Source organism: Rhizobium sp. 05N430 (assembly GCF_056396985.1).
Genome location: NZ_JBFTMO010000005.1, coordinates 196,895 through 219,946, shown reverse-complemented (window position 1 = coordinate 219,946; position 23,052 = coordinate 196,895). Strand labels below are relative to the sequence as shown.

The 23,052-nt window shown below is 61.8% G+C and carries 23 protein-coding genes; 5 read left to right on the top strand and 18 right to left on the bottom strand.

All coding sequences use genetic code 11. The features are described 5' to 3' along the window. Nucleotides 1–57 precede the first annotated feature (57 nt). The 11 genes from phnE (AC1DJO_RS13840) to phnG all read right to left on the bottom strand — a co-directional run bounded on the left by phnE (AC1DJO_RS13840) (nucleotide 58) and on the right by phnG (nucleotide 9,562). Nucleotides 58–1,398, bottom strand: coding sequence for a phosphonate ABC transporter, permease protein PhnE (gene phnE / locus AC1DJO_RS13840; RefSeq protein ID WP_477971138.1), 1,341 nt, complete (start codon nucleotides 1,396–1,398; stop codon nucleotides 58–60). Nucleotides 1,399–1,406: 8 nt separating this feature from the next. Then, the gene (gene phnE / locus AC1DJO_RS13835) at nucleotides 1,407–2,378 is read right to left on the bottom strand and encodes a phosphonate ABC transporter, permease protein PhnE (RefSeq protein ID WP_310293606.1); all 972 of its coding nucleotides are present in this window, start codon (nucleotides 2,376–2,378) and stop codon (nucleotides 1,407–1,409) included. A 67-nt stretch (nucleotides 2,379–2,445) separates the two neighbouring features. Then, a complete protein-coding gene (gene phnD / locus AC1DJO_RS13830; protein ID WP_112385052.1) occupies nucleotides 2,446–3,351 on the bottom strand; it encodes a phosphonate ABC transporter substrate-binding protein in 906 nt (301 codons plus the stop codon). 92 nt (nucleotides 3,352–3,443) lie between these two features. Beyond that, the gene (gene phnC, locus AC1DJO_RS13825) at nucleotides 3,444–4,289 is read right to left on the bottom strand and encodes a phosphonate ABC transporter ATP-binding protein (protein WP_477971135.1); all 846 of its coding nucleotides are present in this window, start codon (nucleotides 4,287–4,289) and stop codon (nucleotides 3,444–3,446) included. Nucleotides 4,290–4,404: 115 nt separating this feature from the next. Beyond that, a complete protein-coding gene (locus AC1DJO_RS13820; RefSeq protein ID WP_112539945.1) occupies nucleotides 4,405–5,022 on the bottom strand; it encodes a DapH/DapD/GlmU-related protein in 618 nt (205 codons plus the stop codon). After that, the gene (phnL, locus tag AC1DJO_RS13815; protein ID WP_477971133.1) at nucleotides 5,019–5,729 is read right to left on the bottom strand and encodes a phosphonate C-P lyase system protein PhnL; all 711 of its coding nucleotides are present in this window, start codon (nucleotides 5,727–5,729) and stop codon (nucleotides 5,019–5,021) included. The genes AC1DJO_RS13820 and phnL overlap by 4 nt, the downstream gene beginning before the upstream one ends. A gap of 2 nt (nucleotides 5,730–5,731) precedes the next feature. Then, entirely contained in the window at nucleotides 5,732–6,508 is a 777-nt protein-coding gene (gene phnK / locus AC1DJO_RS13810; protein ID WP_112385056.1) for a phosphonate C-P lyase system protein PhnK, read from the bottom strand. Then, nucleotides 6,505–7,383, bottom strand: a complete 879-nt coding sequence (locus AC1DJO_RS13805) for an alpha-D-ribose 1-methylphosphonate 5-phosphate C-P-lyase PhnJ (RefSeq protein ID WP_477971131.1) — start codon at nucleotides 7,381–7,383, stop codon at nucleotides 6,505–6,507. The genes phnK and AC1DJO_RS13805 overlap by 4 nt, the downstream gene beginning before the upstream one ends. Further along, a complete protein-coding gene (locus tag AC1DJO_RS13800; RefSeq protein WP_477971129.1) occupies nucleotides 7,380–8,486 on the bottom strand; it encodes a carbon-phosphorus lyase complex subunit in 1,107 nt (368 codons plus the stop codon). Before AC1DJO_RS13800 ends, AC1DJO_RS13805 begins: the two co-directional genes overlap by 4 nt. 3 nt (nucleotides 8,487–8,489) lie before the next feature. Further along, nucleotides 8,490–9,098, bottom strand: a complete 609-nt coding sequence (phnH, locus tag AC1DJO_RS13795; protein WP_477971127.1) for a phosphonate C-P lyase system protein PhnH — start codon at nucleotides 9,096–9,098, stop codon at nucleotides 8,490–8,492. Next, the gene (phnG, locus tag AC1DJO_RS13790) at nucleotides 9,098–9,562 is read right to left on the bottom strand and encodes a phosphonate C-P lyase system protein PhnG (protein WP_112514258.1); all 465 of its coding nucleotides are present in this window, start codon (nucleotides 9,560–9,562) and stop codon (nucleotides 9,098–9,100) included. The genes phnH and phnG overlap by 1 nt, the downstream gene beginning before the upstream one ends. 100 nt (nucleotides 9,563–9,662) lie before the next feature. Between phnG and phnF the strand changes: the two genes are divergently transcribed. Next, nucleotides 9,663–10,400, top strand: a complete 738-nt coding sequence (gene phnF, locus AC1DJO_RS13785) for a phosphonate metabolism transcriptional regulator PhnF (RefSeq protein WP_477971124.1) — start codon at nucleotides 9,663–9,665, stop codon at nucleotides 10,398–10,400. 47 nt (nucleotides 10,401–10,447) lie between these two features. Here the strand turns inward: phnF and AC1DJO_RS13780 are convergent, their stop codons facing one another. The 7 genes from AC1DJO_RS13780 to AC1DJO_RS13750 all read right to left on the bottom strand — a co-directional run bounded on the left by AC1DJO_RS13780 (nucleotide 10,448) and on the right by AC1DJO_RS13750 (nucleotide 17,076). Beyond that, nucleotides 10,448–11,083 (bottom strand): 2,3-bisphosphoglycerate-dependent phosphoglycerate mutase, encoded by a 636-nt coding sequence (locus tag AC1DJO_RS13780; RefSeq protein ID WP_112385062.1) that lies wholly within the window; start codon nucleotides 11,081–11,083, stop codon nucleotides 10,448–10,450. 21 nt (nucleotides 11,084–11,104) lie between these two features. Then, nucleotides 11,105–11,929 carry a 4-hydroxy-tetrahydrodipicolinate reductase gene (dapB, locus tag AC1DJO_RS13775; RefSeq protein WP_477971122.1) on the bottom strand — a complete coding sequence of 275 codons (825 nt, stop codon included), beginning with the start codon at nucleotides 11,927–11,929 and terminating at the stop codon, nucleotides 11,105–11,107. Nucleotides 11,930–11,947: 18 nt separating this feature from the next. Then, complete coding sequence (locus AC1DJO_RS13770; protein ID WP_112385064.1) at nucleotides 11,948–13,729, bottom strand: ABC transporter ATP-binding protein; 1,782 nt, start codon at nucleotides 13,727–13,729, stop codon at nucleotides 11,948–11,950. A gap of 93 nt (nucleotides 13,730–13,822) precedes the next feature. Next, nucleotides 13,823–14,842 carry a glucokinase gene (locus AC1DJO_RS13765; RefSeq protein ID WP_477971120.1) on the bottom strand — a complete coding sequence of 340 codons (1,020 nt, stop codon included), beginning with the start codon at nucleotides 14,840–14,842 and terminating at the stop codon, nucleotides 13,823–13,825. A gap of 18 nt (nucleotides 14,843–14,860) precedes the next feature. Beyond that, nucleotides 14,861–15,241, bottom strand: a complete 381-nt coding sequence (locus tag AC1DJO_RS13760) for a methylglyoxal synthase (RefSeq protein WP_112514252.1) — start codon at nucleotides 15,239–15,241, stop codon at nucleotides 14,861–14,863. Between the two features lie 85 nt (nucleotides 15,242–15,326). Beyond that, nucleotides 15,327–16,394: a penicillin-insensitive murein endopeptidase gene (gene mepA / locus AC1DJO_RS13755; protein ID WP_477971118.1), complete on the bottom strand. Its 1,068-nt coding sequence runs from the start codon at nucleotides 16,392–16,394 to the stop codon at nucleotides 15,327–15,329. A gap of 109 nt (nucleotides 16,395–16,503) precedes the next feature. Then, nucleotides 16,504–17,076, bottom strand: a complete 573-nt coding sequence (locus AC1DJO_RS13750) for a hydrolase (RefSeq protein ID WP_477971116.1) — start codon at nucleotides 17,074–17,076, stop codon at nucleotides 16,504–16,506. A 116-nt stretch (nucleotides 17,077–17,192) separates the two neighbouring features. Between AC1DJO_RS13750 and AC1DJO_RS13745 the strand changes: the two genes are divergently transcribed. The 4 genes from AC1DJO_RS13745 to AC1DJO_RS13730 all read left to right on the top strand — a co-directional run bounded on the left by AC1DJO_RS13745 (nucleotide 17,193) and on the right by AC1DJO_RS13730 (nucleotide 23,050). Continuing rightward, nucleotides 17,193–19,028, top strand: coding sequence for an extracellular solute-binding protein (locus AC1DJO_RS13745; RefSeq protein WP_477971114.1), 1,836 nt, complete (start codon nucleotides 17,193–17,195; stop codon nucleotides 19,026–19,028). A 151-nt stretch (nucleotides 19,029–19,179) separates the two neighbouring features. Beyond that, nucleotides 19,180–20,268: a microcin C ABC transporter permease YejB gene (locus AC1DJO_RS13740; RefSeq protein ID WP_477971112.1), complete on the top strand. Its 1,089-nt coding sequence runs from the start codon at nucleotides 19,180–19,182 to the stop codon at nucleotides 20,266–20,268. After that, a complete protein-coding gene (locus AC1DJO_RS13735) occupies nucleotides 20,268–21,416 on the top strand; it encodes an ABC transporter permease (protein WP_477971276.1) in 1,149 nt (382 codons plus the stop codon). The genes AC1DJO_RS13740 and AC1DJO_RS13735 overlap by 1 nt, the downstream gene beginning before the upstream one ends. Further along, on the top strand, nucleotides 21,413–23,050 hold the full coding sequence (locus tag AC1DJO_RS13730; RefSeq protein ID WP_477971110.1) for an ABC transporter ATP-binding protein: 1,638 nt from the start codon (nucleotides 21,413–21,415) through the stop codon (nucleotides 23,048–23,050). Before AC1DJO_RS13735 ends, AC1DJO_RS13730 begins: the two co-directional genes overlap by 4 nt. Nucleotides 23,051–23,052: the final 2 nt, after the last annotated feature.

Genomic DNA, 23,052 nt, shown 5'->3' with positions numbered 1-23,052 from the left:
CCCGGCTAAAAGATTTCCGTGACAGAATGATGATGACGCCGGGGCGCCATCATCTTTTTAATGAGTCTTGCTGCCCATCAGCCGGTGGCGAAGCGCATTCGAAGCCATGTCAAACAGGAAGACGACGATCAGGATCAGGATGACCATATAAGCGACGTTCTCCCAGTTGGAGTTCGTACGCATGGCTTCCCAAAGCTTCAGGCCGATGCCGCCGGCACCGACGGCGCCGATGATCGTCGCGCCGCGGACATTCGACTCCCACTGGTAGAGCGTCTGGCTGACGATGACGGGGACGATCTGCGGGATGATTCCGTAGCGATGTACGAGCATGGTCGAGGCACCCGTCGATTTGATGCCTTCGCGCGGCTTGTTGTCGATATTCTCGAGGCCTTCCGAATAGAGCTTTCCCAGCGTTCCCGTCTCCGTCAGGAAGATGGCGCCGGAACCGGCAAGCGGCCCGGGGCCGAAAGCACGCGTTAGGAACAGCGCCCAGATCAGCATGTCGACCGAGCGCAGGAAGTCGAAGAAGCGCTTCAGCATCTGGTTCAGCAAGCGGTTCGGCGTGATGTTGCGCGCCGCCAGGAAAGCCAGCGGGAACGCCACGAGCGAGCCGAGCAGCGTGCCGAGGAAGGCCATGACGATGGTCTGGAAAAGCTTGGTCCAGACGTCGCCGTGCTGCCAGGCCGAGTTGTTCCAGATATTGTCGAAGGCAAGCGAGATGTTCGACTGGCTGGGGTCGAGACGCGGGCCCGAAACGATCAGGCTCAGAACTTCGCCGGCCGGCTTGTCGAAGAAGGGCGAATGCGTGTCGAAGACGAAATTCGCCCAGCCGAGGAAGCGCTTGCGTACCTTCACGCGGTCGGAGGCGATGCTGACGTCACCGGCAAAGCCGAGATCGGCAAGCACGTTGTCGTCATAGACGGTCATCCACGGCGGCACTTCGCCGACGACCTTCGGGGCGCCGGATGAGAGATCGACGGGAACGCTGATGCCATGGGCGTTGACTGTCGTCATCGCCTTGGTGACCACGACCGTGCGGTTCGTGCCGCTGACGAAAACCGTGACGCTGCCGGGTTCGTTCTTCACCCAATCAGGATGCGGATCGTCGCCGAGCGGCGAGAAGCGCGGGTAGCGCGTCTCGATCGAGCCGTCCTCTTGAATGCGGAATTCGGGCTGTACGTCATAGCTCACCCATTGGCTCATGTAGATGCCGACGCGCTCCCAATGGGCTTCCGCCAGCAGTTTCGGCAGGTCGAAGAACCAGACGGCATAGAGACCATAGAGCAGCGTTGCGATTACGATCAGCAGGGCACCGAACCGCTGGCGGAACGAGCGGTGGAAATATTCGGGATAGCGCGCCTCGATCTCGTGCATCCGGTTTGCGTCGATCACCGTCATGGCGGGCCTCAATGTTGCAAAAGGAAAGCATGCTCGCCGACAAGACGGCGGCGTAGCCATGCGGAGAACTGATCGACGGCAACGATCGTTACGAAGAGTAACAGCACGAGAGCCACCGTCTTGGCGCCGAAGCCGCGGGAGATGGAAAGCTTCAGCTCCTCGCCGATACCGCCGCCGCCGACTGCGCCGATGATGGTCGAGGCGCGCACGTTGATCTCAAGGCGCAGCAGCGCATAGGAGGCGAAGTTCGGCATGACCTGCGGCATGGCGGCGAAACGGACGCGCTCCAGCCAGTTGGCGCCGACGGCCTTCATGCCTTCATCCGGTTTCATGTCGATATTCTCGACGACTTCGTAGAACAGCTTGCCGAGCGCGCCGATCGTGTGCAGCGACACGGCAATAATCGCGGCCACCGGACCGATCGACAGGATCGCGGAAAACAGGCCGGCGATGACGATCTCCGGAAAGGCGCGCAGGAATTCCATCACCCGCTTCGAAAACACCCGCAGCGGCCAGTTCCTGGTCAGATTGCGGGCGGCAAAGAAGCTCAGCGGCACCGCGAAGATGAAGCCGATGATCGTCGAAACGAGCGCGACGTTGATCGTGATGATCATCAGCTCGAAATATTCAGGAATGTAATAGTCGCCGAAAACATAGACCCGGCCCTTGGCGAAGTTGAACTCCTCGCCGCCCTTGTCGTTCGGGCTCGCCAAATCGAACAGCGCGCGCCAGACGTCGTGCCAGTCCTTCGGGATCAGCCAGCTCAGGAAGTCGAAGAGATGCGGAAGGCGGTCGAAGAAGTGACCGGCGTTGCTTTCGTCGGCGAAGCGCACCGAGCTGACGAAGGCGATCAGAAGCAGGATCAGGCCGATGCCGGTATAGAGGCGGCGGCGCGCCACCATGCGGCCCCAGGCATCGCCAATCTCTCGGCTGCTCTGCTGGGTTTCGTGCGCGTGGATCCGGGAATCGGCAAGGGTCATGGCGTGTCCGCTTCTTCGCAGGAAAAAGGGCGGCCAGTGACGGCCGCCCCCAATGAATGCCGGTCGATCAGCCGCCGATGGCAGCCTTACGAACGTCTACAACGGCGTTGTAGAATTCGTGCGTGACAGGCGCGTAGCCCTTGTAGTCGCCGCCTTCGATGGCGGTGAAGCACTTGTGGTCCTTCTCCGGCAGAGCCGTGAAGAAGGCAGCCAGCTTCTTCTGCCACTCTTCGCCGAGCTCGTTGCGAACGACGAGCGGGCCGTTCGGGATCAGCGGCGAGCGCCAGACTTCAACCAGCTTGTTCGGGTCGACAGCACCCTTGTCGACTTCCTTGCGGAAAGTGCCCGAGGTGTAGCCGTCCTTGAAATCGCCGAGGCCCGAGGAGTCGTCGACAGCAACATCGACCTTGCCGTCATAGGCGGCGAGAAGGTTGTTCTCGTGGCCGCCGTTGAACTGCGTGGAGGCGAAGAACTGGTCGTTCGGCATGCCCGTGTCCTTCGGGATCTGCGTCAGCGGAACGAGATAGCCCGAGGTGGAGTCCGGATCGGCGTAGCCGAGCTTCTTGCCCTTGGCGTCGGCGATCGTCTTGATGCCGGAGGACTTCAGGGCGAGACCGATCGAGTAGTAGCCGGTCGAGCCGTCCTTCTGCTGCGTCGTCAGGATCGGGGTAACGGCCTTTGCGTCCTTCAGGTAGACAGCTGCATAGCCGGAAGCGCCGAGTTCTGCGAAGTCGAGCGTACCGCCGAGCAGGCCCTGGATAACGCCGTCATAGTCGGCGGCCGGGAACAGCGAAACCTTTTCGAAGCCGAACTCGGTCTTCAGGTGGTCGGCGAGGCAGGCGTAGTTACGCAGGCGGTCGGTTTCGTTTTCGCCACCGAGAATGCCGACGCGGAATTCCTTGAGGTCTGCAGCATGCGAAACGCCGGAAAGCGCGAAAAGCGCCGTCGCGGCAAAGAGTGCTTTCTTCAACATGGTACTCTCCTGATTGACCGGTGTCCCCGGTGGTCTCTCTTGATACGAAGAACTGTGCCCTTGACGCGGGCTCTCGATCGCAGCCGTCTCGCTCAGAGACCGGCCAGCGCCAGCGGTTGCAGGCCGGCGGATTGATGGGCGGCAGCTGCCGCCGAAATGTTGATCGATGTCGACGTCATAGTTTCGTCGATACCGGCGCCGTCCTTGTCGGTGCCGTAGATTTCCTTGACAGCAGACGCATCGAGGTCACCGGGCTTGCCGTCGAAGACCACGCGGCCGCCGGCCATGCCGACGATCCGTTCGCAATAGCTGCGGGCGGTGTCGAGCGTGTGCAGGTTGGTGATGACGGTGATGCCTTCGCGCTCGTTGATGTCGCGTAGCGCGTCCATGACGATCTTGGCGTTCAGCGGGTCGAGCGAGGCGATCGGCTCATCGGCGAGAACCATCTTCGGCTTCTGCATCAGCGCGCGGGCAATCGCCACGCGCTGCTGCTGGCCACCCGAAAGCGTGCCCGCAAGCTGCAGCGCCGTCTGCTCGATACCAAGGCGTTCCAGAGCGGCAATCGCATGGATGCGCTCTTCGCGGCTGAAGATGCTGAGCAGCGAGAGCATCGTCGGACGATGGTTCAGGCGGCCGAGCATCACATTCGTCAGCACATCGAGACGCGGCACCAGATTGAACTGCTGGAAGATCATCGCGCAGTCGCGCTGCCAGTTGCGAAGCGCCTCGCCACGAAGCGACGAGACTTCCACACCGCCGAAACGGATGGAGCCGGAGGTCGGCTCCTGCAGGCGGTTGATCATGCGAAGAAGAGTGGACTTGCCGGCGCCCGAACGGCCGATAATGCCGACCATCTGTCCTTGCGGAATATCGAGCGTGACGGAATCCACTGCCAGCTTTTTGCCAAAACGGCGGGTGACATTCTTCAGCTCGAACATCATGCTCTTCCTTGCAATCCAGGACCTTCGTCTCGCAGTGCATTAGTCCCGCTTGATGAACCTCCAATGTCAGTTTTATGTAATGACTGTCACAAACGGCCCAGGCGATGGCGCTTCACGCGCCATGCCGGCTAAGGAAATCTTCTGCCGAAAGCGCGCGGAAATCGTCGAGCGCCGAACGCAGCTTCGAATGCTCCCAATCCCACCAGGCAAGCTTGTCCATGCGCTCGCCGACACCCTTGCCAAACCGCTCGCGGATGAGCTTTGCCGGCACGCCGCCGACGATAGTATAGGGGACGACATCCTTGGAGACGACGGCACCCGCGCCGATCACGGCGCCGTTGCCGACCGTCACGCCGGGAAGGATCGTCGCACCATGGCCGATCCACACGTCATGGCCGATGGTGACGCGATTGGACCGGCGCCACTCGAAGAAATCGGTTTCCATATCCGCATCCGGCCAGTAGTCGGTGGCGCGGTAGGTGAAGTGGTGTAACGTTGCGCGCCAGGTCGGATGGTTGGTGGCGTTGATGCGCACCGCGGCGGCGATATTGACGAACTTGCCGATCGTCGCGCACCAGATCGAGCCGTCCTGCATGATGTAGGAATAGTCGCCGAACTCGACCTCGCTGATCCGGCACCGTTCCGAAACCTCGGTATAGCGGCCAAGCGTGGTGTCACTGACCGATGCCGTCTCGTGGATATAGGGCTTTTCGCCGATCTGCCGGGTCATGCCGCAATGGCCTTTCTGGGAGAGAATTTCTGGACGTCGAGAATGCGGTCGGCGGCGGCTTCGCGCACTTCTTCGTCGTGGAAGATGCCAAGCAGGGCAACGCCGGCCTTCTTCTTGTCGGCGATCATGCCGACGACGACAGCGCGGTTGGTGGCGTCAAGCGATGCCGTCGGCTCGTCGAGAAGCAGGATGGTATGATCGGTGATGAAGCCGCGGGCGATGTTGACGCGCTGTTGCTCGCCGCCCGAGAAAGTCGCGGGCGGCAACTGCCAGAGTGCCTCGGGCAGGTTGAGCTTGGTCAGCAGGACGGCAGCCCGCTCGCGCGCCTCGCTCGCCGCTACGCCGCGGGCAAGCAGCGGCTCGGCAACGACGTCGAGGGCTGCAACGCGCGGCACGGTGCGCAGAAACTGGCTGACATAGCCAAGCGATTGCTTGCGCACCTCGATGATCGTGCGCGGATCGGCCGAGGCGAGATCGACGACCTTGCCCTGGTGATTGACCAGGATCTGGCCGGTATCGACGGCATAGTTGCCGTAGATCATCTTCAGGAGCGAGCTCTTGCCGATGCCCGAGGGGCCGCCGAGCACGACGCATTCGCCTGCGGCAACCGAGAAGGAGACATCCGAGACGACGGGCAGCTTGATGCCGTCGCGCAGATGCATGGTGAAGCTCTTTGCGACTTCCGAAACGACGAGTGGCGTTGCCATGGTCACACCTGCAGGATGGAGGAAACGAGAAGCTGGGTATAGGGCTCGCGCGGATCGTCGAGCACGCGGTCGGTGAGACCATGCTCGATGACATTGCCGTCCTTCATCACCATCATCCGGTGAGACAGCAGGCGCGCGACCGCGAGATCGTGGGTGACGACGATCGCCGCAAGCCCGAGATCGTTGACGAGACCGCGGACGAGATCGAGCAGGCGGGCCTGCACCGAGACGTCGAGGCCGCCGGTCGGCTCGTCCATGAAGACGAGGCGAGGGCCAGTCACCAGATTGCGGGCAATCTGCAGGCGCTGACGCATCCCGCCCGAGAAGGCGCGCGGTTGGTCGTCGATGCGCTCGGCATTGATCTCGACGCGCTCCAGCCAGTCGATGGCCGTCGAGCGGATCTTGCCGTAGTGCCTGTCGCCGATCGCCATCAGCCGTTCGCCGACATTGGCGCCGGCCGAGACCGTCATGCGTAGGCCGTCAGCCGGGTTCTGGTGCACGAAGCCCCAGTCGGTGCGCATCAGGAAGCGGCGCTCGGCCTCGTTCATGCGGTAGAGATCACGGTAGCTGCCGTCGCGCATGTGATACTCAACGCTGCCGGTGGTCGGCATCAGGCGGGTCGAGATGCAGTTGAGCAGCGTCGTCTTGCCCGAACCGGATTCGCCGACGATGGCAAGCACTTCACCGGGCCAGAGATCGAAGGACACGTTCCGGCAGCCGATGCGATTGCCGTAGAATTTAGAGACGTCGTTGACTTTGAGAAGCGGTGTGTCGGTCATTCCGCAGCCTCCTTGGGCGCAAGCATTTCGCCGGCATGGCCGTGCTCGCGGCGGTCTTCGCAATGGTCGGTATCGGAGCAGACGAACATCCGCCCGCCCTTATCGTCGAGGATGACCTCGTCGAGATAGACTTCCTCTGCACCGCAGAGCGCGCAGGGTTTGCCGAAGCGCTGGATCTCGAAGGGATAGTCCTCGAAGTCGAGGCTGACGACGTCGGTATAGGGCGGCACGGCGTAGATGCGCTTTTCGCGACCGGCGCCGAAGAGCTGCAGCGCATCGGACATGTGCATTTTCGGATTATCGAACTTCGGGGTCGGCGACGGGTCCATGACATAGCGCCCGGCAACCTTCACCGGATAGGCGTAGGTCTTCGAGATCCGGCCGTTATGGGCGATGTCCTCGTAGAGTTTCACATGCATGAGGCCGTATTCCTCAAGCGCATGCATCTTGCGGGTCTCGGTCTCGCGCGGTTCGAGGAAACGCAGAGGCTCCGGGATCGGCACCTGGTAAACCAGCACCTGATTGACGCCGAGCTTCTCTTCCGGAATGCGGTGACGCGTCTGGATGATCGTCGCATCCTTGGTATGCGTGGTGACCGCCACATTGGCGACCTTCTGGAAGAAGGCGCGGATCGAGACGGCATTGGTCGTGTCGTCGGCGCCCTGGTCGATGACCTTGAGTACATCGTCGGGGCCGATGATCGAGGCGGTGACCTGCACGCCGCCGGTGCCCCAGCCATAGGGCATCGGCATTTCGCGGCTGGCGAAGGGCACCTGATAGCCGGGGATGGCGATCGCCTTCAGGATCGCGCGGCGGATCATCCGCTTCGTCTGCTCGTCGAGATAGGCGAAGTTGTAGGTGGCGAGATCGGTCATTCGGCTGCTTCCTTCATTGCTTCGCCGTTGCGCCGGCTTGCCTCGAAGTCGCGGCGCATACGGCGCACGAGATCGAGTTCGGCCTGGAAGTCGACGTAATGCGGCAGTTTCAGATGCTCGACGAAGCCGGTCGATTGCACGTTGTCGGCATGCGAGATGACGAATTCCTCGTCCTGTGCCGGTGCCGTGACGTCTTCGCCGAGTTCACCGGCGCGCAGCGCACGATCGACCAGCGACATCGACATCGCCTTGCGCTCGCTCTGGCCGAAGACCAGGCCGTAGCCGCGGGTAAACTGCGGCGGCGCCTTGGCCGAGCCCTTGAACTGGTTGACCATCTGGCACTCAGTCACCTGGATGGTGCCGAGCGAGACGGCAAAGCCGAGTTCGGGAACATCGAATTCGACTTCCGCCTCGCCGATGCGGATTTCACCGGTGAAGGGATGGTTGCGTCCGTAGCCGCGCTGGGTCGAATAGCCGAGGGCCAAGAGGAAGCCCTCGTCGCCACGGGCCAGCGCCTGCAGCCGCAGATCCCGGCTCATCGGGAATTCCATCGGCTCGCGCGTCAGGTCGCCGATCTCGTGATCCTCGGGCATATCCCCGTCACCCTCGATCAGACCTTCCTGTCCTAGGATTTCGGAGACGCGGATGACGCGGCCGCTTTCGGCCTGGCGCTGAGCAGGCTCTTCGACGGCTTCGTCGGTCAGGAGCGACGGGTCAAGCAGGCGGTGCGTATAGTCGAAGGTCGGGCCGAGCAGCTGGCCGCCCGGGAGGTCCTTGTAGGTTGCCGAGATGCGGCGTTCGATTGTCATGCGGCTGGTGTCGAGCGGCTGTGAATAACCGAAGCGCGGCAGCGTCGTACGGTAGGCGCGCAGCAGGAAGATCGCCTCGATCATGTCGCCGCGCGACTGGCGTACGGCGAGAGCCGCCAGCGTCCGATCGTAGAGCGAGGCCTCGGCCATGACGCGATCGACCGCGAGAGCCAGCTGGGCAACGATCTGCTCTATGCCGATGGCCGGAAGCGAGCGGTCGCCGCGGCGCCGGTCGGCGAGCAGGCGGTGAGCATTGGCGATGGCGGCTTCGCCACCTTTGACTGCAACATACATGGCTCACATCTCCGTTGCGGTAATTTTGGTGGTGCGCGGCAGGCAGAGGAAACTGCTGCCCGCCGTCAGAACGATGTCGATGCCCCTCGGGAAGAGGGTGCGGTTCTCGTTCCAGAGGCGGATGAACGTCTCCGGCAATCCCGAAGGCGCGATTTCCGTCACGGTCTTGATCCCCGGTCCCATCAGCGCCAGCGTCTTGCCGCCCTCGAGCGAAGCGATCTCGATAACAACCGTTGTCGAGCGGTCGGGATATTCCTGCGTGCCCGGTGCAAAGAGGCCGAAAGACGAAACTGCCATGCCGCTGTCGACGAAGGCGAAGCGCGCTTCGGCCTTCTCGGTCGTGACGGTCGCACCGGTATGAAAGCTCAGCCAGCCCGGCACCGCAGATTTGTTGAGCGCAGGCGAAAGCCAGACGGGCGTGTCGTGATCGCAGAGCGTCAATGCAATTGCACCGGCCGCGACGCCAAGCGGGGCCGGCGGCGCAGCATCGGGCGCCAGCGTCTGGATAGAGCCGGGGCGGGCCATAGCATCCATCATCGCCTTGAAGACGCTCTGGGCCTGGAAAACCGGCTCGGCAAAGCCGCCGGTCAAAGTATCGGTCTTGAGTTCCATCAGTCTTCTCCCCGCACCATGGTGAAGAAATCGACGCGGGTTGCGGCCGTCTCGTCGGCCTTCTGCTGCGCTGCGGCGGCAATGTGGCGGGCGATCGGCTGAAGCAGCTTTTCCTCGACGAAAGCCCTGCTTGCCTCTTCCTGCCAGAGAGCATCGAAGATAGCGGCAAGCCGTGCCTTCTTCCGATCGGTGCCGAGCGACTGGCCGTGGCCGACGGTCCCGCTTGCCAGCCGGATCGTTGCACGGGTGACCGTCACTTCGCCAAGATTGAAGGGCGATCCACCGCCGCCAATACGGCCGCGAACCATCACCAGCCCGGTTTCGGGGCCGCGCACCGCCTGCACTTCCGGTTTGTCCGCAAGCGCCTCCCAGGCGTCATTTAATTCGGCAAGGTCGGAGCGGGCGAGGAGATCGACCACTCTTTTCCTGCTGTCGGCTGCCTCGATTTTCTCTGCTGCTCTCATCGCCACATCCTTCGAAATGTCTATTGATATAGACAACCATACAAGATATGGTTACGCTTAAATCGGGGACGTGACAAGCGTGTGACACGGCAGGGGTGAAATGGCTGGGCTGAAGCAGGTGCAAAGGCAGACGGGGGTGGCGCTATGGCGTCAGATAGCGGATCGAATCCGCGAGGCAATCACCCGCGGTGCCTATGATGAAACGGGCATGGTGCCACCGGAAACGATGCTCGCCGAGCAGTTCGGCGTCAACCGGCATACGGTTCGAAGTGCCCTTGCCGCGCTGGCGCAGGAAGGGATCGTCCGCGCCGTGCAGGGCCGCGGCACGCTGATCGAGCGCCGGGAGCGGCTGAACTTCCCGATCAGCAAGCGCACCCGTTTCACGGCGGGTATCAGCGGCCAGGCGAGAGAAACGCGCGGTTTCCTGCTGGCGGCTGCCGCAGAACCCGCTGATGCGGAGGTCGCCCGCTGGCTGAAGATGCGCGCGGGCGACGCGGTCATCAGGCTGGAGACAACAAGGGAGGCGGACAAGCGCCCGGTGTCACGGGCGACGAGCTGGTTTCCGGCCACGCGCTTCGGCGATATCGCAGAAACCTATCGCAAGACGGAATCGATCACCAAGGCCTTCGCGCTGCTTGGCTTGCAGGACTATGTGCGCGCAACGACGGAGATCACCGCCGCGCATGCCGACGCCGGGGATATCGCCGATCTTGAGCTCACACCGGGCGCGATCCTGCTGATCACCAAGGCGATGAATACCGATCTCGACGGCGTTCCCGTGCAATATTCCATCACCCGCTTCGCTGCCGACAGGGTACAGTTCACAATCGAAAACTAAAAAAGCCGGGCGCTTGGCCCGGCTTTTCTGATCGATATGAATCCGGCTCAGTGTGCGGCAGACATGTCGCCCAGCACTTCCTTGGAAGCGACGGTGGAATCGGCCTTCAGCTTGTAGACCATCGGAACGCCGGTCGCGAGATTGAGGTCCAGAACCTGCTCGCGGGTCAGGTGGTCGAGCACCATGACCAGCGAACGCAGCGAGTTGCCGTGAGCCGCAACGAGAACCTTCTCGCCACGCAGAACGCGCGGCAGGATTTCCGTCAGGTAGTAAGGCCAGACGCGGGCGCCGGTGTCGCGCAGGCTTTCGCCGCCGGGAGGGGGGACGTCGTAGGAGCGGCGCCAGATATGAACCTGCTCCTCGCCCCACTTGGCCCGGGCATCGTCCTTGTTGAGGCCGGAAAGATCGCCGTAGTCACGTTCGTTGAGAGCCTGATCCTTGATCGTCTGCAGGCCGGGCTGGCCAACCTTGTCGAGGATGAGCTTCAGCGTGTGCTGCGCGCGGGTCAGCGCAGACGTGTAGGCGACGTCGAACTTGATGCCGTAGTCTGCCAGCGCCTGGCCACCGGTCGTGGCTTCCTGAATGCCGAGCTCGGTCAGGTCGGGATCCTTCCAGCCGGTGAAGAGGTTCTTCAGGTTCCAGTCGCTCTGGCCATGCCGAACGAGAACGAGTGTGCCGCTCATAAAAGTCTGCCTCCGTAGGGATTATTGTGAAGAGAGCCCGAGAACATCGAGCATGGAATAGAAACCCGGCTTCTTGTCGCGCGCCCAGAGCGCCGCCTTGATGGCGCCGCGTCCGAAGATCGAACGGTCCGCTGCGCTATGTGACATTGAGACGATCTCGCCTTCGCCGGCAAATAGAACCGAATGTTCGCCGATCACGGACCCGCCGCGCAACGTCGCGAAACCGATCGTACCCGCTTCGCGGGCGCCGGTATGGCCGTCACGAACGCGGACAGACTGGGTCTTCAGGTCGACAGCGCGGCCCTTTGCAGCGGCTTCCCCGAGCAACAGCGCGGTGCCTGAGGGCGCATCGACCTTGCGCTTGTGGTGCATTTCGAGAACTTCGATATCCCAGTCTTCTGGCGAAAGTGCCCGCGCTGCCTGTTCGATGAAAACGCTGAGAAGATTGACGCCGAGGCTCATATTGCCCGACTTGACGATGCGCGCATGGCGCCCGGCCGCCTGGATCTTTGCATCATCGGCATCCGAGCATCCGGTCGTACCGACGACATGGACGATGCGCGCCTGCGCGGCCAATCCGGCAAATTCGACGCTCGCGGTCGGCGAGGTGAAATCGAGTACGCCCTCGGCATGCAGGAAGGCGGAAAGCGGATCATCGCCGATGATCACGCCGTTTGGCCCAAGTCCGGCAAGTTCGCCCGCGTCGCGCCCGACGAAGGGCGAGCCGGCGCGTTCGATGGCCGCATGCAACGTCACGCCGTCGATGGAATCGATCAGCCGGATCAGCGTCTGGCCCATGCGCCCTGCTGCTCCAACCACAACCAGTTTCATAGCAGCGTCGCTCATATCAGTCGTATTCCCGTATCAGATGGAATTCGAGGCCGCCGGCCTCTGGAGATTGTTGAGGCGAGCGTAAAGTCCGTCTTCGAGCTTCGCAAGCGTCTCGTGATTGCCTTCCTCGACGACGCGGCCCTGCTGCATGACAACGATCTTGTCGGCGCGCACCACGGTCGATAGCCGGTGTGCGATGACGACGACGGTTCGTCCGGTCATCGCTTCATCGAGCGCCTTCTGCACGGCAGCTTCCGATTCCGTATCGAGCGCTGAAGTCGCCTCGTCGAGAAGCAGGATCGGCGCATTGCGCACCAGCGCACGGGCGATCGAAAGGCGCTGCCGCTGACCACCGGAAAGCGTCACGCCATTCTCGCCGACCGCTGTGTCGTAGCCGTCGGGCTGGGCCATGATGAAGTCGTGGGCATAAGCGAGGCGGGCTGCTTCCTCGATCTCCGCATCCGTCGCATCCGGACGGCCATAACGGATATTGTCGCGGATCGAACCCTCGAACAGGTAAGGCTGCTGCGAGACATAAGCGAGCTGCTCACGCAGCGACTGCTTCGTCACATGGGCGATGTCCTGCCCATCGACGATGATCTCACCGCTTTTCGGATCGTAGAAGCGCGGGATCAGATTGATGATAGTCGATTTGCCGGCACCCGATGGCCCCACAAGAGCCGTGGTCTTGCCGCCTTCTGCGACAAAGCTCACATCGCTCAGCACCGGGTCGTTGCCATAGGCAAAGGAAACATTGCGGAATTCGATGCGGGCCTCTGTCGCCGTCAGCGGCTTCGCATCCGGCAGATCGCGCTGCCGCGGCTCCATGTCGAGCAGTTCATAGATCATCCGCGCGTTGACGGCGGCGCGCTCCATCTGCACCTGAAGCTTGGCAAGGCGGCGCAGCGGATCGTAGGCAAGCAGCAACGCGGTGATAAACGAGAAGAACGCGCCAGGCGGGACGTTGTAATAGATCGAGCGGTAAGCGGCGTAGGCCAGGACACCGGCCACGGCCAGACCCGCAAAGCTCTCGGTCATCGGCGCATTGCGTTCGGAGAGGCGGGCGATCTTGTTGGCGCGCTGCTCGGCGACCCCGATGATCTGATTGACCCGTTTCTCAAGCTCGCGTTCCATGGTGAACGCCTTGACGATCGCGATGCCCTGGATCGATTCCTGCATTGCCCCGAAAGCACGGCTGTTCAGGTGGATCGATTCTTTTGTGACATCCCGAAGGCGTTTGGAAAGATAGCGAAGTCCTAGAAGCAGCGGCGGCGCCATTACGAAAATGATGACGCTCAGGATCGGATCCTGATAAACCATGACCGCGACCAGCGAGACGAAGGAGAGCAGGTCGCGTGCCGTCGAGGTGATTGTCAGGTTCATTACATCGCGGATACCGCTGACATTCTGGCTGACCTGGGCGGCGATCTGCGCCGAGCGCGTGTCGTTGTAGTAGCCGACCGACAGCGTCATCAGATGCGCATAGATCCGCCGCTGGTAACGCGCGACGATATTATTGCCAACCTTCGACAACGCCACCGCCTGGCCATAACTGGCGAAACCACGCGCCACGAAGGCGATGAAGATTGACAGACAGATGACCCACACGATGTCGGCCCGCCTGTTGGCAAAAGCCTCGTCGATGATCGCGCGCATGATCCAGGCGGTATAGGCCGTCGAGAGCGCGACGATGATCAGGCAGACGATCGCGAAGACGTAGCCCATGACGTGCTCACGGCCGTTCTCGGCGATGATGCGCTTCAGTACGCTTGCGACCGTATCGCTATTCACGCTCTTGTTTGCGGGCGATTCCAAAAATTGCGCTTCCCGTTTCAGATCGTGTGCGTGGCAAGCCCGCGCACTCGCGGGGCTCTATAAAGATTTGCCAGCGGCTTGGCTAGACTGGCGCTAGCTCCGCCAGCGCCGCCCATCCGTCGAAACGCCGAAGGTCTCCGGCGCACGGGCGTAGAAGGAAAGGCCGGCGAGTGCCGCCAGCGGGTGCGTGACGACGAAAGTCGGGATGTCGCGCAGCCAGTGCGAGTGCGGCGCTTTGTCCTCGAAGGCGGCGCGGAATTCCGGTTTGCGGAGCGCCGGCAGGATCTTCTGCGAAATGCCGCCGGAGAGATAGACGCCGCCTTTCGCCATGAAAAGCATGGCGATATCGCCGGCCAGCCGACCGAGATAGGTCGCAAACAGCGAAATGGTTTCGGCAGCAACGGGATCGGTTGCCGCAAGCGCGTGCGACGTCACATCGGCCGGATCGCTGTATTTCGGCTCGATACCATCGGCAATGCAGATGGCGCGATAGAGATGCACGATCCCGCGGCCGCAAAGAATCTGCTCTGCCGAAACACGCCCCTCGATCTGTTCGATATAGGGGAAAATCTGCAGGTCTCGCTCCGAGCGCGGACCGAGATCGACATGGCCGCCTTCGCCGGGAACCGGGATCCACGAGCCGCGCGCATGGACCAGGCCGCCAACGCCAAGACCCGTACCCGGCCCGAGAACGGCACGTGAAGCGATCAGGTCGCCCGAGGCTGGGCCGATCTGTTCACGTTCATCCGGCGCGAGCGCCGAAATCGCCAACGCCTGCGCCTCGAAGTCGTTGACGACGAGAACATCCTCGATGCCGAGGCCTGAGATCATCGTATGCGGACGCACGACCCAGTCGCAGTTGGTGAGCGGGATCTCGTCGCCGTTGATCGGTCCGGCAACGGCGAGAATGGCCGAGCGTGGACGTAGGTCCGTCTTGGCGAAAACACCAGCCTTGATGGCATCGTCGATCGTCTCGAAATCGGCCGTCCGGACATTCGGAAAATTGATCGCTTCGGCGGAGGCGTCGGCGAGGATGGAGAAGCGCGCATTCGTGCCGCCGATATCGCCGATCAGGATCGGAAAGGGCATATGGGCATCGCTGGCATCAAGCATGGATTGGGCCTCTTCCATTCAGGCTTTCAGGGTCGGGATGAGTTTGTCGGCGGTCGCTTCGTTCAGCGCCATCGGAATGTCATAGACGATCGCCAGCCGCATCAGCGCCTTCACATCGACATCATGCGGCATCGGCGTCAGCGGGTCGACGAAGAAGATCAAGGCGCCGATTTCGCCGGTCGAGATCAGCGCGCCGATCTGCTGGTCGCCGCCGAGCGGGCCGCTCTTCAGGCGCGTCACGTCGAGATCGGGCACGGCATCGAGAACGCGGCCGCCAGTCGTGCCTGTCGCGACGATCTTCCACTGTGCGAGAAGGTCGCGGTTGCGGCGGGCAAATTCCGCCATGTCGTCTTTCTTCTGGTCATGCGCAATCAATGCGAGGCATTTGCCGCCGGCCATCAAGAAGGACCTCCATCACGGGTTTCAATCGATTTGGCCGTTTCTATACCAAGCGTGCGATTTGAAACACAAGCCTGCGCTGTGATCATTGCATCGGCTTGTCGGCGGGAACCGGACCAGTGGGCGGCAGACCCTGATCCGAAACGGCAGGCGCCGCAGCTGGTGTCGCCGTCAGCGCGCTTGCCGCCGAAGGGCCACCATAGGTCGCTGCCGCCACCGAGGCTACGGAAGGTGTATCGAGCACGGCCGCACAGGCCTTAGGTAGATCCGAAACTTGGCCCTCGCGCGGCGGCTTCGGCGGCGGTGTGCCGGGCTTCCGCGGTGCGGGTTTTGCCCACGGTTCCTTGGTAAACCACCAGGCGAGCGACTTGTCGCAGCCGTCTCCGGCTGCAACAGGCGCCTGCGGCTTGCAGGCGGTGGCACCCGGCGGGCACTTGATACGGATATGGAAATGCGAGTCGTGGCCATATTCCGGGCGCAGCTTGCCGAGATTGGTGCGGTCGCCGGTCCAGGTGTCGCACATCTTCTTCTTGATCGCGGGATTGACGAAAATCCGCTCGACCTGCGGGTAGCTGGCGGCAAGCATCAGAAGTTCGGCGTGCGACTGCGTCCAGATCTTCGGATCGACGGTCAGGAACTTGCCCTTCTGCAGCATCGTCGTGAAAGGCAGGTTCTCACGCTCCTCGGCATTCATCCGCCGGGACGGCATCGGCGTCAGCCACACATCGGCATCGAGACCAACCTGATGCGAGGCGTGCCCATTGAACATCGGCCCGCCGCGCGGCTGCGCGATATCGCCGACAAGCAGGCCCGGCCAGCCGGCCTGCCGCTGCGCATCATGGGAGAGGCGCTCAAGAAGCGCAATCATTGCCGGATTGCCCCAGCGCCGGTTGCGCGACAGCCGCATGGCCTGCCAGGTCGGGCCGTCGGCCGGAAGCGCAACGGCACCCGACATGCAGCCCTTGGCATAGAAACCGATCGGCTGCGCCGGCCCCTGAGAGGGAAGCGAAACCGACCCGAAGATCGCTTTTGCACTCCCCGGGCTCGGTTGTTTCTGCTGCGCATCGGCTTCAGCCGATATGAGGCCGGCGCTCAATGTGCCCGCCAGGGCGAGTTTGCCGAAAATCTTGGACGAAGCGAGGCGGAGCGTCATGCGGGGTCCCGAAATTGACAGGTGATTTGCGGTTGAATTTACCGTGAAAAACAATTCTGGTGAATCGATGTTTTCATCACGCTTCGCGCGAAAGGCGGGCCGCTTCTGCTTAGAGATTGGCGAGGATATCGGCGGTCTTTCTGACGCGCGACAGCCGCGGCAAGATTTTCTCACACGCAAATCCGTGCATCTCCGCGGTGAAACTCGCCATCGCGTCTTCGGCGGCAATGACCGCGTAGTTATGCGCATAGGCATCGCGAATGGTCGATTCGACGCCGAAATTGGTTGCGATCCCCGCGAGGATGACGGTCCTGATGCCGCGGCGGCGAAGCTGAAGATCGAGATCGGTGCCGTAGAACGCGCTCCATTGACGCTTGACGACATGGGCATCGACAGTCAGTGCCGCAATCTCCGGCGGCGCTTCGAGTGCGGCGGCGGGCAGTCCGCCTTTGGGGAAGCTCGCTGGTTCGTCGGCCGGCTGATTGACGGCATCGGCATAGTCCGCAGAGAACCCGACGGTGACGAGTATGACGGTGCCGCCTTGTGATTTCAGCTGTCTGGCAATCGCCGCGGTGTTTTCAATGACGTGCTGAGCATTGTGAGGAGCAACCGGCCGGCTGGTAATAAAGGCCTGCAGGTCGATCGAGATAAGTGCGGTGGTCTTGGGATCGTAAAGGGACATGGGGGCTCCTAACGGCAGGTCAAAATTTCGCGAGATCGGCAAAAACCAAACTCTCACCTGTTTTTCGCCGCCATTTTCCTTATTCTCGCCCGAACCGAAACAATAGGGGTTGGCGAATGGCGTTTGTGGGGTCGAAGAAAAGTCTGGTTGTTGCTCTCGTGGCACTGAGCGCGCTGGCCTTGCCCGTCAAAGCCCAGGAGCAGAACTTCCAGATCGGCACGTCGACTATCGGCGAACTCAAATACAAGCCGGGCTTCAAGCGCTTTGACTATGTCAATCCGGATGCGCCGAAGGGCGGCACGCTCAATCTGTCGACGACAGGCACTTTCGACACCTTCAATCCCTTGCTTTCGAAGGGCGAACTGGCGGACGGTTCGCCGTTGGTGTTCGAGACGCTGACGAAATCGGCCGACGATGAGCTGCTCGCCAGCTACGGCTTGCTGGCGGAAGGCATTTCCTACCCCGCCGATTTCTCCAGCGCGACCTTCAGGCTGCGTGCGGAAGCGAAATGGGCCGACGGTCAGCCGGTGACGCCTGATGATGTCATCTTCAGCCTGGACAAGGCAAAGGAGCTCAATCCACTCCTCTCGAATTACTACAAGCATGTCACGAAGGCCGAGAAGACCGGCGAACGCGATGTGACCTTCACGTTTGACGAGAAGGGCAACAAGGAGCTTCCGAATATTCTCGGCCAGTTGTCGATCCTGCCGAAGCATTGGTGGGAAGGGACTGGCGCTGACGGCAAGCCGCGCGACATAACCAAGACGACGCTTGAGACGCCCATGGGCTCCGGACCCTATAAGATCGCCGCCTTCACCGCCGGTTCCACAGTGCGCTATGAACTGCGCGACGACTATTGGGGCAAGGACGTCAACGTCAATGTCGGGCAGAACAACTTCCGCAACATCACCTATACGTTTTTCGGAGATCGTGACGTCGAATTCGAGGCATTCCGGGCGGGCAATGTGGATTACCGCCAGGAAAACCAGGCAAGCCGCTGGGCGACCGCCTACGATTTTCCGGCCGTCAAGGATGGCCGGGTAATCCGTGCTGAAGTGCCGAACGCTCTGCGTTCCGTCGGCATCATGCAGGCGCTGACCCCCAATACGCGCCGCGACCAGTTCAAGGATCCACGCGTCCGCGAAGCGCTCAATTACGCTTTCGACTTCGAGGATTTGAACAAGAACCTGGCCTATGGCGCCTTCAAGCGGATCGACAGCTACTTCTGGGGAACGGATCTTGCCTCTTCGGCGCTGCCGCAGGGCCGTGAGCTTGAAATCCTGCAGGGACTGAAGGATCAGGTGCCGCCGGAGGTGTTCACCACGCCTTACACGAACCCTGTCGCGGGCGATCCGCAGAAGCTGCGCGACAACCTCAAGACAGCGATCGGGCTGTTCAAGGAAGCCGGTTACGAGCTGAAGGGCAACAAGATGGTCAACAGCAAGACCGGCCAGCCGATGAGCTTCGAGATCCTACTCTCGAACTCGTCTTTCGAGCGCTCGGTCATGCCCTTCGCCAACAATCTCAAGAAGATCGGTATCGACGCCCGCCTGCGCACGGTTGATGCCTCGCAATACACAAACCGCGTCCGGAGCTTCGACTACGACATGATCTGGTCGATCTGGGGCGAGACGATGAATCCGGGCAATGAGCAGATGGACTATTGGGGTTCCCAAGCCGCCGCCCAACAGGGCTCGCGCAACTATGCCGGTATCACCAATCCGGCGATCGACACGCTGATCAAGATGATCATTTTCGCGCCCAATCGCGACGAGCAGGTGGCGGCGATCAAGGCGATGGACCGGGTGCTGCTCGCCAACCATTATGTCGTGCCGCTCTTCTACAGCAACAACTCGCGTCTCGCCTATTGGGACAAGATCGCTCACCCGGCGGAGCTGCCGGAATATTCCATCGGCTTCCCCGATGTCTGGTGGTCGAAGGACGCGAAATAGCGGACTTGCATTGGCTGGGCCGCTGAGGTCCAAATGGTCCATTCGAATCACCATGAAAAAGCCGGGCTAACCGGTGAAAGGCCCAGCGATTGACGACTTCTGACAGGATGCGCATCCCGGCGAAATTCAAGACCTGGAAGGCCGCGCGCTGATGGGGGCCTATATCCTTCGCCGCCTGCTTCTGATGATACCGACGATCATCGGCATCATGGCGATTTCGTTCACCGTCATCCAGTTCGCGCCGGGTGGTCCGGTCGAGCAGGTGATCGCGCAGCTCACCGGCCAGGCCGACAGCGCCGACCAGCGTCTTTCCGGCGGTGGCGGTGATCTTCTGGGGCAGGGTGGTGACGAGGGATCGCGATATCGCGGCGCCCAGGGCCTCGACCCGGAGCTGATCGCCAAGCTTGAGAAGCAGTTCGGTTTCGACAAGCCGCCGCTCACCCGCTTCGGCGAGATGATGTGGAATTATATCCGCTTCGATTTCGGCGAAAGCTTCTTCCGCAACACGTCGGTTCTCGATCTGATCAAGGACAAGCTGCCGGTGTCGATCTCGCTCGGCGTCTGGATCATGATCTTCTCCTACACGATCTCCATCCCGCTCGGCATCCGCAAGGCGGTCAAGGACGGATCGACCTTCGACGTCTGGACGTCTGGCGTCATCATCGTCGGCTATGCAGTGCCGAGCTTCCTCTTCGGCATCTTGTTGATCGTGCTCTTTGCCGGCGGATCCTTCTACGACTGGTTCCCGCTCCGTGGCCTGGTTTCCGACAATTTCGATCAGCTCGCCTGGTGGCAGAAGCCGCTCGATTACTTCTGGCATCTGGCGCTGCCGCTGATCTCGCTGTCGCTGGCCGCCTTCGCGACGACGACGCTGCTGACCAAGAATTCGTTCATCGATGAGATCAAGAAGCAGTATGTCACGACCGCCCGTGCCAAGGGGCTCAATGAGCGCCAGGTTCTCTACGGGCATGTGTTCCGCAATGCCATGCTGATCGTCATCGCCGGCTTTCCCGGCGCCTTCATCTCGGCCTTCTTCACCGGCTCGCTGCTGATCGAGAATATCTTCTCGCTCGATGGCCTCGGCCGTCTTGGCTACCTCTCGGTGGTCAACCGCGACTACCCGATCGTCTTTGCAACGCTCTACATCTTCTCGTTGCTTGGCCTCTTCGTCGGCCTGATATCGGATCTGATCTATACCTGGATCGACCCGCGTATCGATTTCGAGCGGAGGGATGTGTGATGGATACCGCCGCCAATCCCGCCACCGCCACGCCCGTCAAGCCGCCACGCAAGGGGCTGCTGTCGCCGACCAATATCCGCCGCTGGCGGAATTTCCGCGCCAATGGCCGCGGCTACTGGTCCTTGTGGCTGTTCATGGTGCTGTTCATCCTCAGCCTGTTTGCCGAATTCATCGCCAACGACAAGCCGATCATCGCCTCCTACAAGGGCGAGATTCTCTTTCCTGTCGTCGTCGATTATCCGGAAGAGAAGTTCGGCGGCTTCCTCGCCGAGACCGATTACCGCTCGGATGTCATCACCGATGAGATCAATGCCAATGGCTGGATGATCTGGCCGCCGATCCGCTATTCCTACCGCTCGGTCAATTCGAACATCCCGCATTCCGCCCCGACCGCGCCCTTCTGGCTGATGGGCACCGAGGAACGCTGCGCCGGCTATCCGCAGGGCGTCAACGACCCGAACTGCAACTACGGCAATCTCAACTGGCTGGGCACCGACGATCAGGCGCGCGATGTGCTGGCCCGCGTCATATACGGTTTCCGCATCTCGGTGCTCTTCGGCCTGGCACTGACCATCTGCTCAGCCGTCGTCGGCGTCACCGCTGGCGCGGTGCAAGGCTATTTCGGCGGCTGGACCGACCTGCTCTTGCAGCGCTTCATCGAGATATGGTCGTCGATGCCGGTCCTCTATATCCTGCTGATCATCGCCGCGATCCTGCCGCCCGGCTTCTTCGTGCTGCTTGGCATCATGCTGCTGTTCTCCTGGGTCGGCTTTGTCGGCATTGTCCGCGCCGAATTCCTGCGCGCCAGAAACTTCGAATATGTGCGTGCCGCCCGCGCACTCGGCGTCAACAACCGCACCATCATGTGGCGCCACCTGCTGCCGAACGCCATGGTCGCGACCCTGACCTTCCTGCCCTTCATCCTCTCGGGCTCGATCACCACGCTGACCTCGCTGGACTTCTTGGGCTTCGGCATGCCGCCCGGCTCGCCGTCGCTGGGTGAGATGATCGCCCAGGGCAAGTCCAATCTGCAGGCGCCATGGCTGGGGCTCACCGCCTTCTTCGCCATGTCGATCATGCTCTCGCTGCTGATCTTCATCGGCGAGGCGGTCCGCGATGCCTTCGACCCAAGAAAGACGTTCCAATGAGCGAGAGCCCCGAAACCCTCCTCTCGGTCCGCGATCTCTCGGTTGCCTTTCATCAGGGCGGCGAAACATCGCTGGCTGTGGATCGCATTTCCTTCGATATCCGCAAGGGCGAAGTCGTGGCGCTCGTCGGTGAGTCCGGCTCCGGCAAATCGGTCTCGGCCAACTCCGTCCTGCGGCTGCTTCCCTATCCAACGGCAAGCCACCCGACCGGGCAGATCCTGTTCAAAGGCAGGGACCTGCTGAAGGCATCGGACAAGGAGCTGCGCCAGGTGCGCGGCAACGACATCACGATGATCTTCCAGGAGCCGATGACATCGCTCAATCCGCTCCACTCGATCGAAAAGCAGATTGCCGAAATCCTCGACCTGCATCAGGGCGTGACGGGTGCCGCAGCGCGCAAGCGCGTGCTGGAGCTTCTCAACCAGGTCGGTATCCGCGAGCCGGAAAAGCGTCTCAAGGCCTATCCGCACGAGCTGTCGGGCGGCCAGCGCCAGCGCGTCATGATCGCCATGGCGCTCGCCAACCGCCCGGAACTGCTGATCGCCGACGAGCCGACGACGGCGCTCGACGTCACGGTGCAGGCGCAGATCCTCGAACTGCTGCGCAAGCTGAAGGGCGAGCATGGCATGTCCATGCTGTTCATCACCCATGACCTCGGCATCGTCCGCAAGTTCGCCGACCGTGTCTGCGTCATGACCAAGGGCAAGATCGTCGAGACCGGTACGGTCGAGGAAGTCTTCACCCGGCCGCAGCACGAATATACCCGCCACCTCTTGGCCTCCGAACCGCGCGGCGAGCCGCCGCTGGCCGACCTTACGAAACCTGTCGTCATGGAAGGCTCGGATATCCGCGTCTGGTTCCCGATCAAGGCAGGGCTGATGCGCAGCGTGGTCGATCACGTCAAGGCCGTCGATGGCATCGATCTATCGCTGCGGGCCGGCCAGACGCTCGGCGTCGTCGGCGAATCCGGTTCGGGCAAGACAACGCTCGGTCTGGCGCTGACCCGGCTGATTTCGTCCAAAGGCCGCATCAGCTTCGTCGGCAAGGATATAGCAAGCTACTCGTTCACGCAGATGCGGCCGCTGCGCAATCAGCTGCAGGTGGTCTTCCAGGATCCCTATGGCTCGCTCAGCCCTCGTATGTCGGTAGGCGATATCATCGCCGAAGGACTGAAGGTGCACGAGCGTTCGCTGTCGCATGAGGATCGCGACCAGCGCGTCTGCTGGGCGCTGGAAGAGGTCGGCCTCGATCCGTTGACCCGCTGGCGGTACCCGCACGAGTTCTCTGGCGGCCAGCGCCAGCGCATCGCGATTGCCCGCGCCATGGTGCTGAAGCCGCGCTTCGTCATGCTTGATGAGCCGACATCGGCGCTCGATATGAGCGTGCAGGCCCAGGTGGTCGATCTGCTGCGCGATCTCCAGAAAAAGCATGACCTCGCCTATCTCTTCATCAGCCACGACCTGAAGGTCGTCAAAGCGCTCGCCAACGATGTCATCGTCATGCGCTTCGGCAAGGTGGTGGAGCAGGGGCCGTCTGCAGAGATATTCCAGGCGCCGAAGGACGACTATACCAAAGCGCTGATGGCTGCCGCATTCAACATCGAGGCAGTGCCGACGCCTGCCGTTCAGCAGTAAAG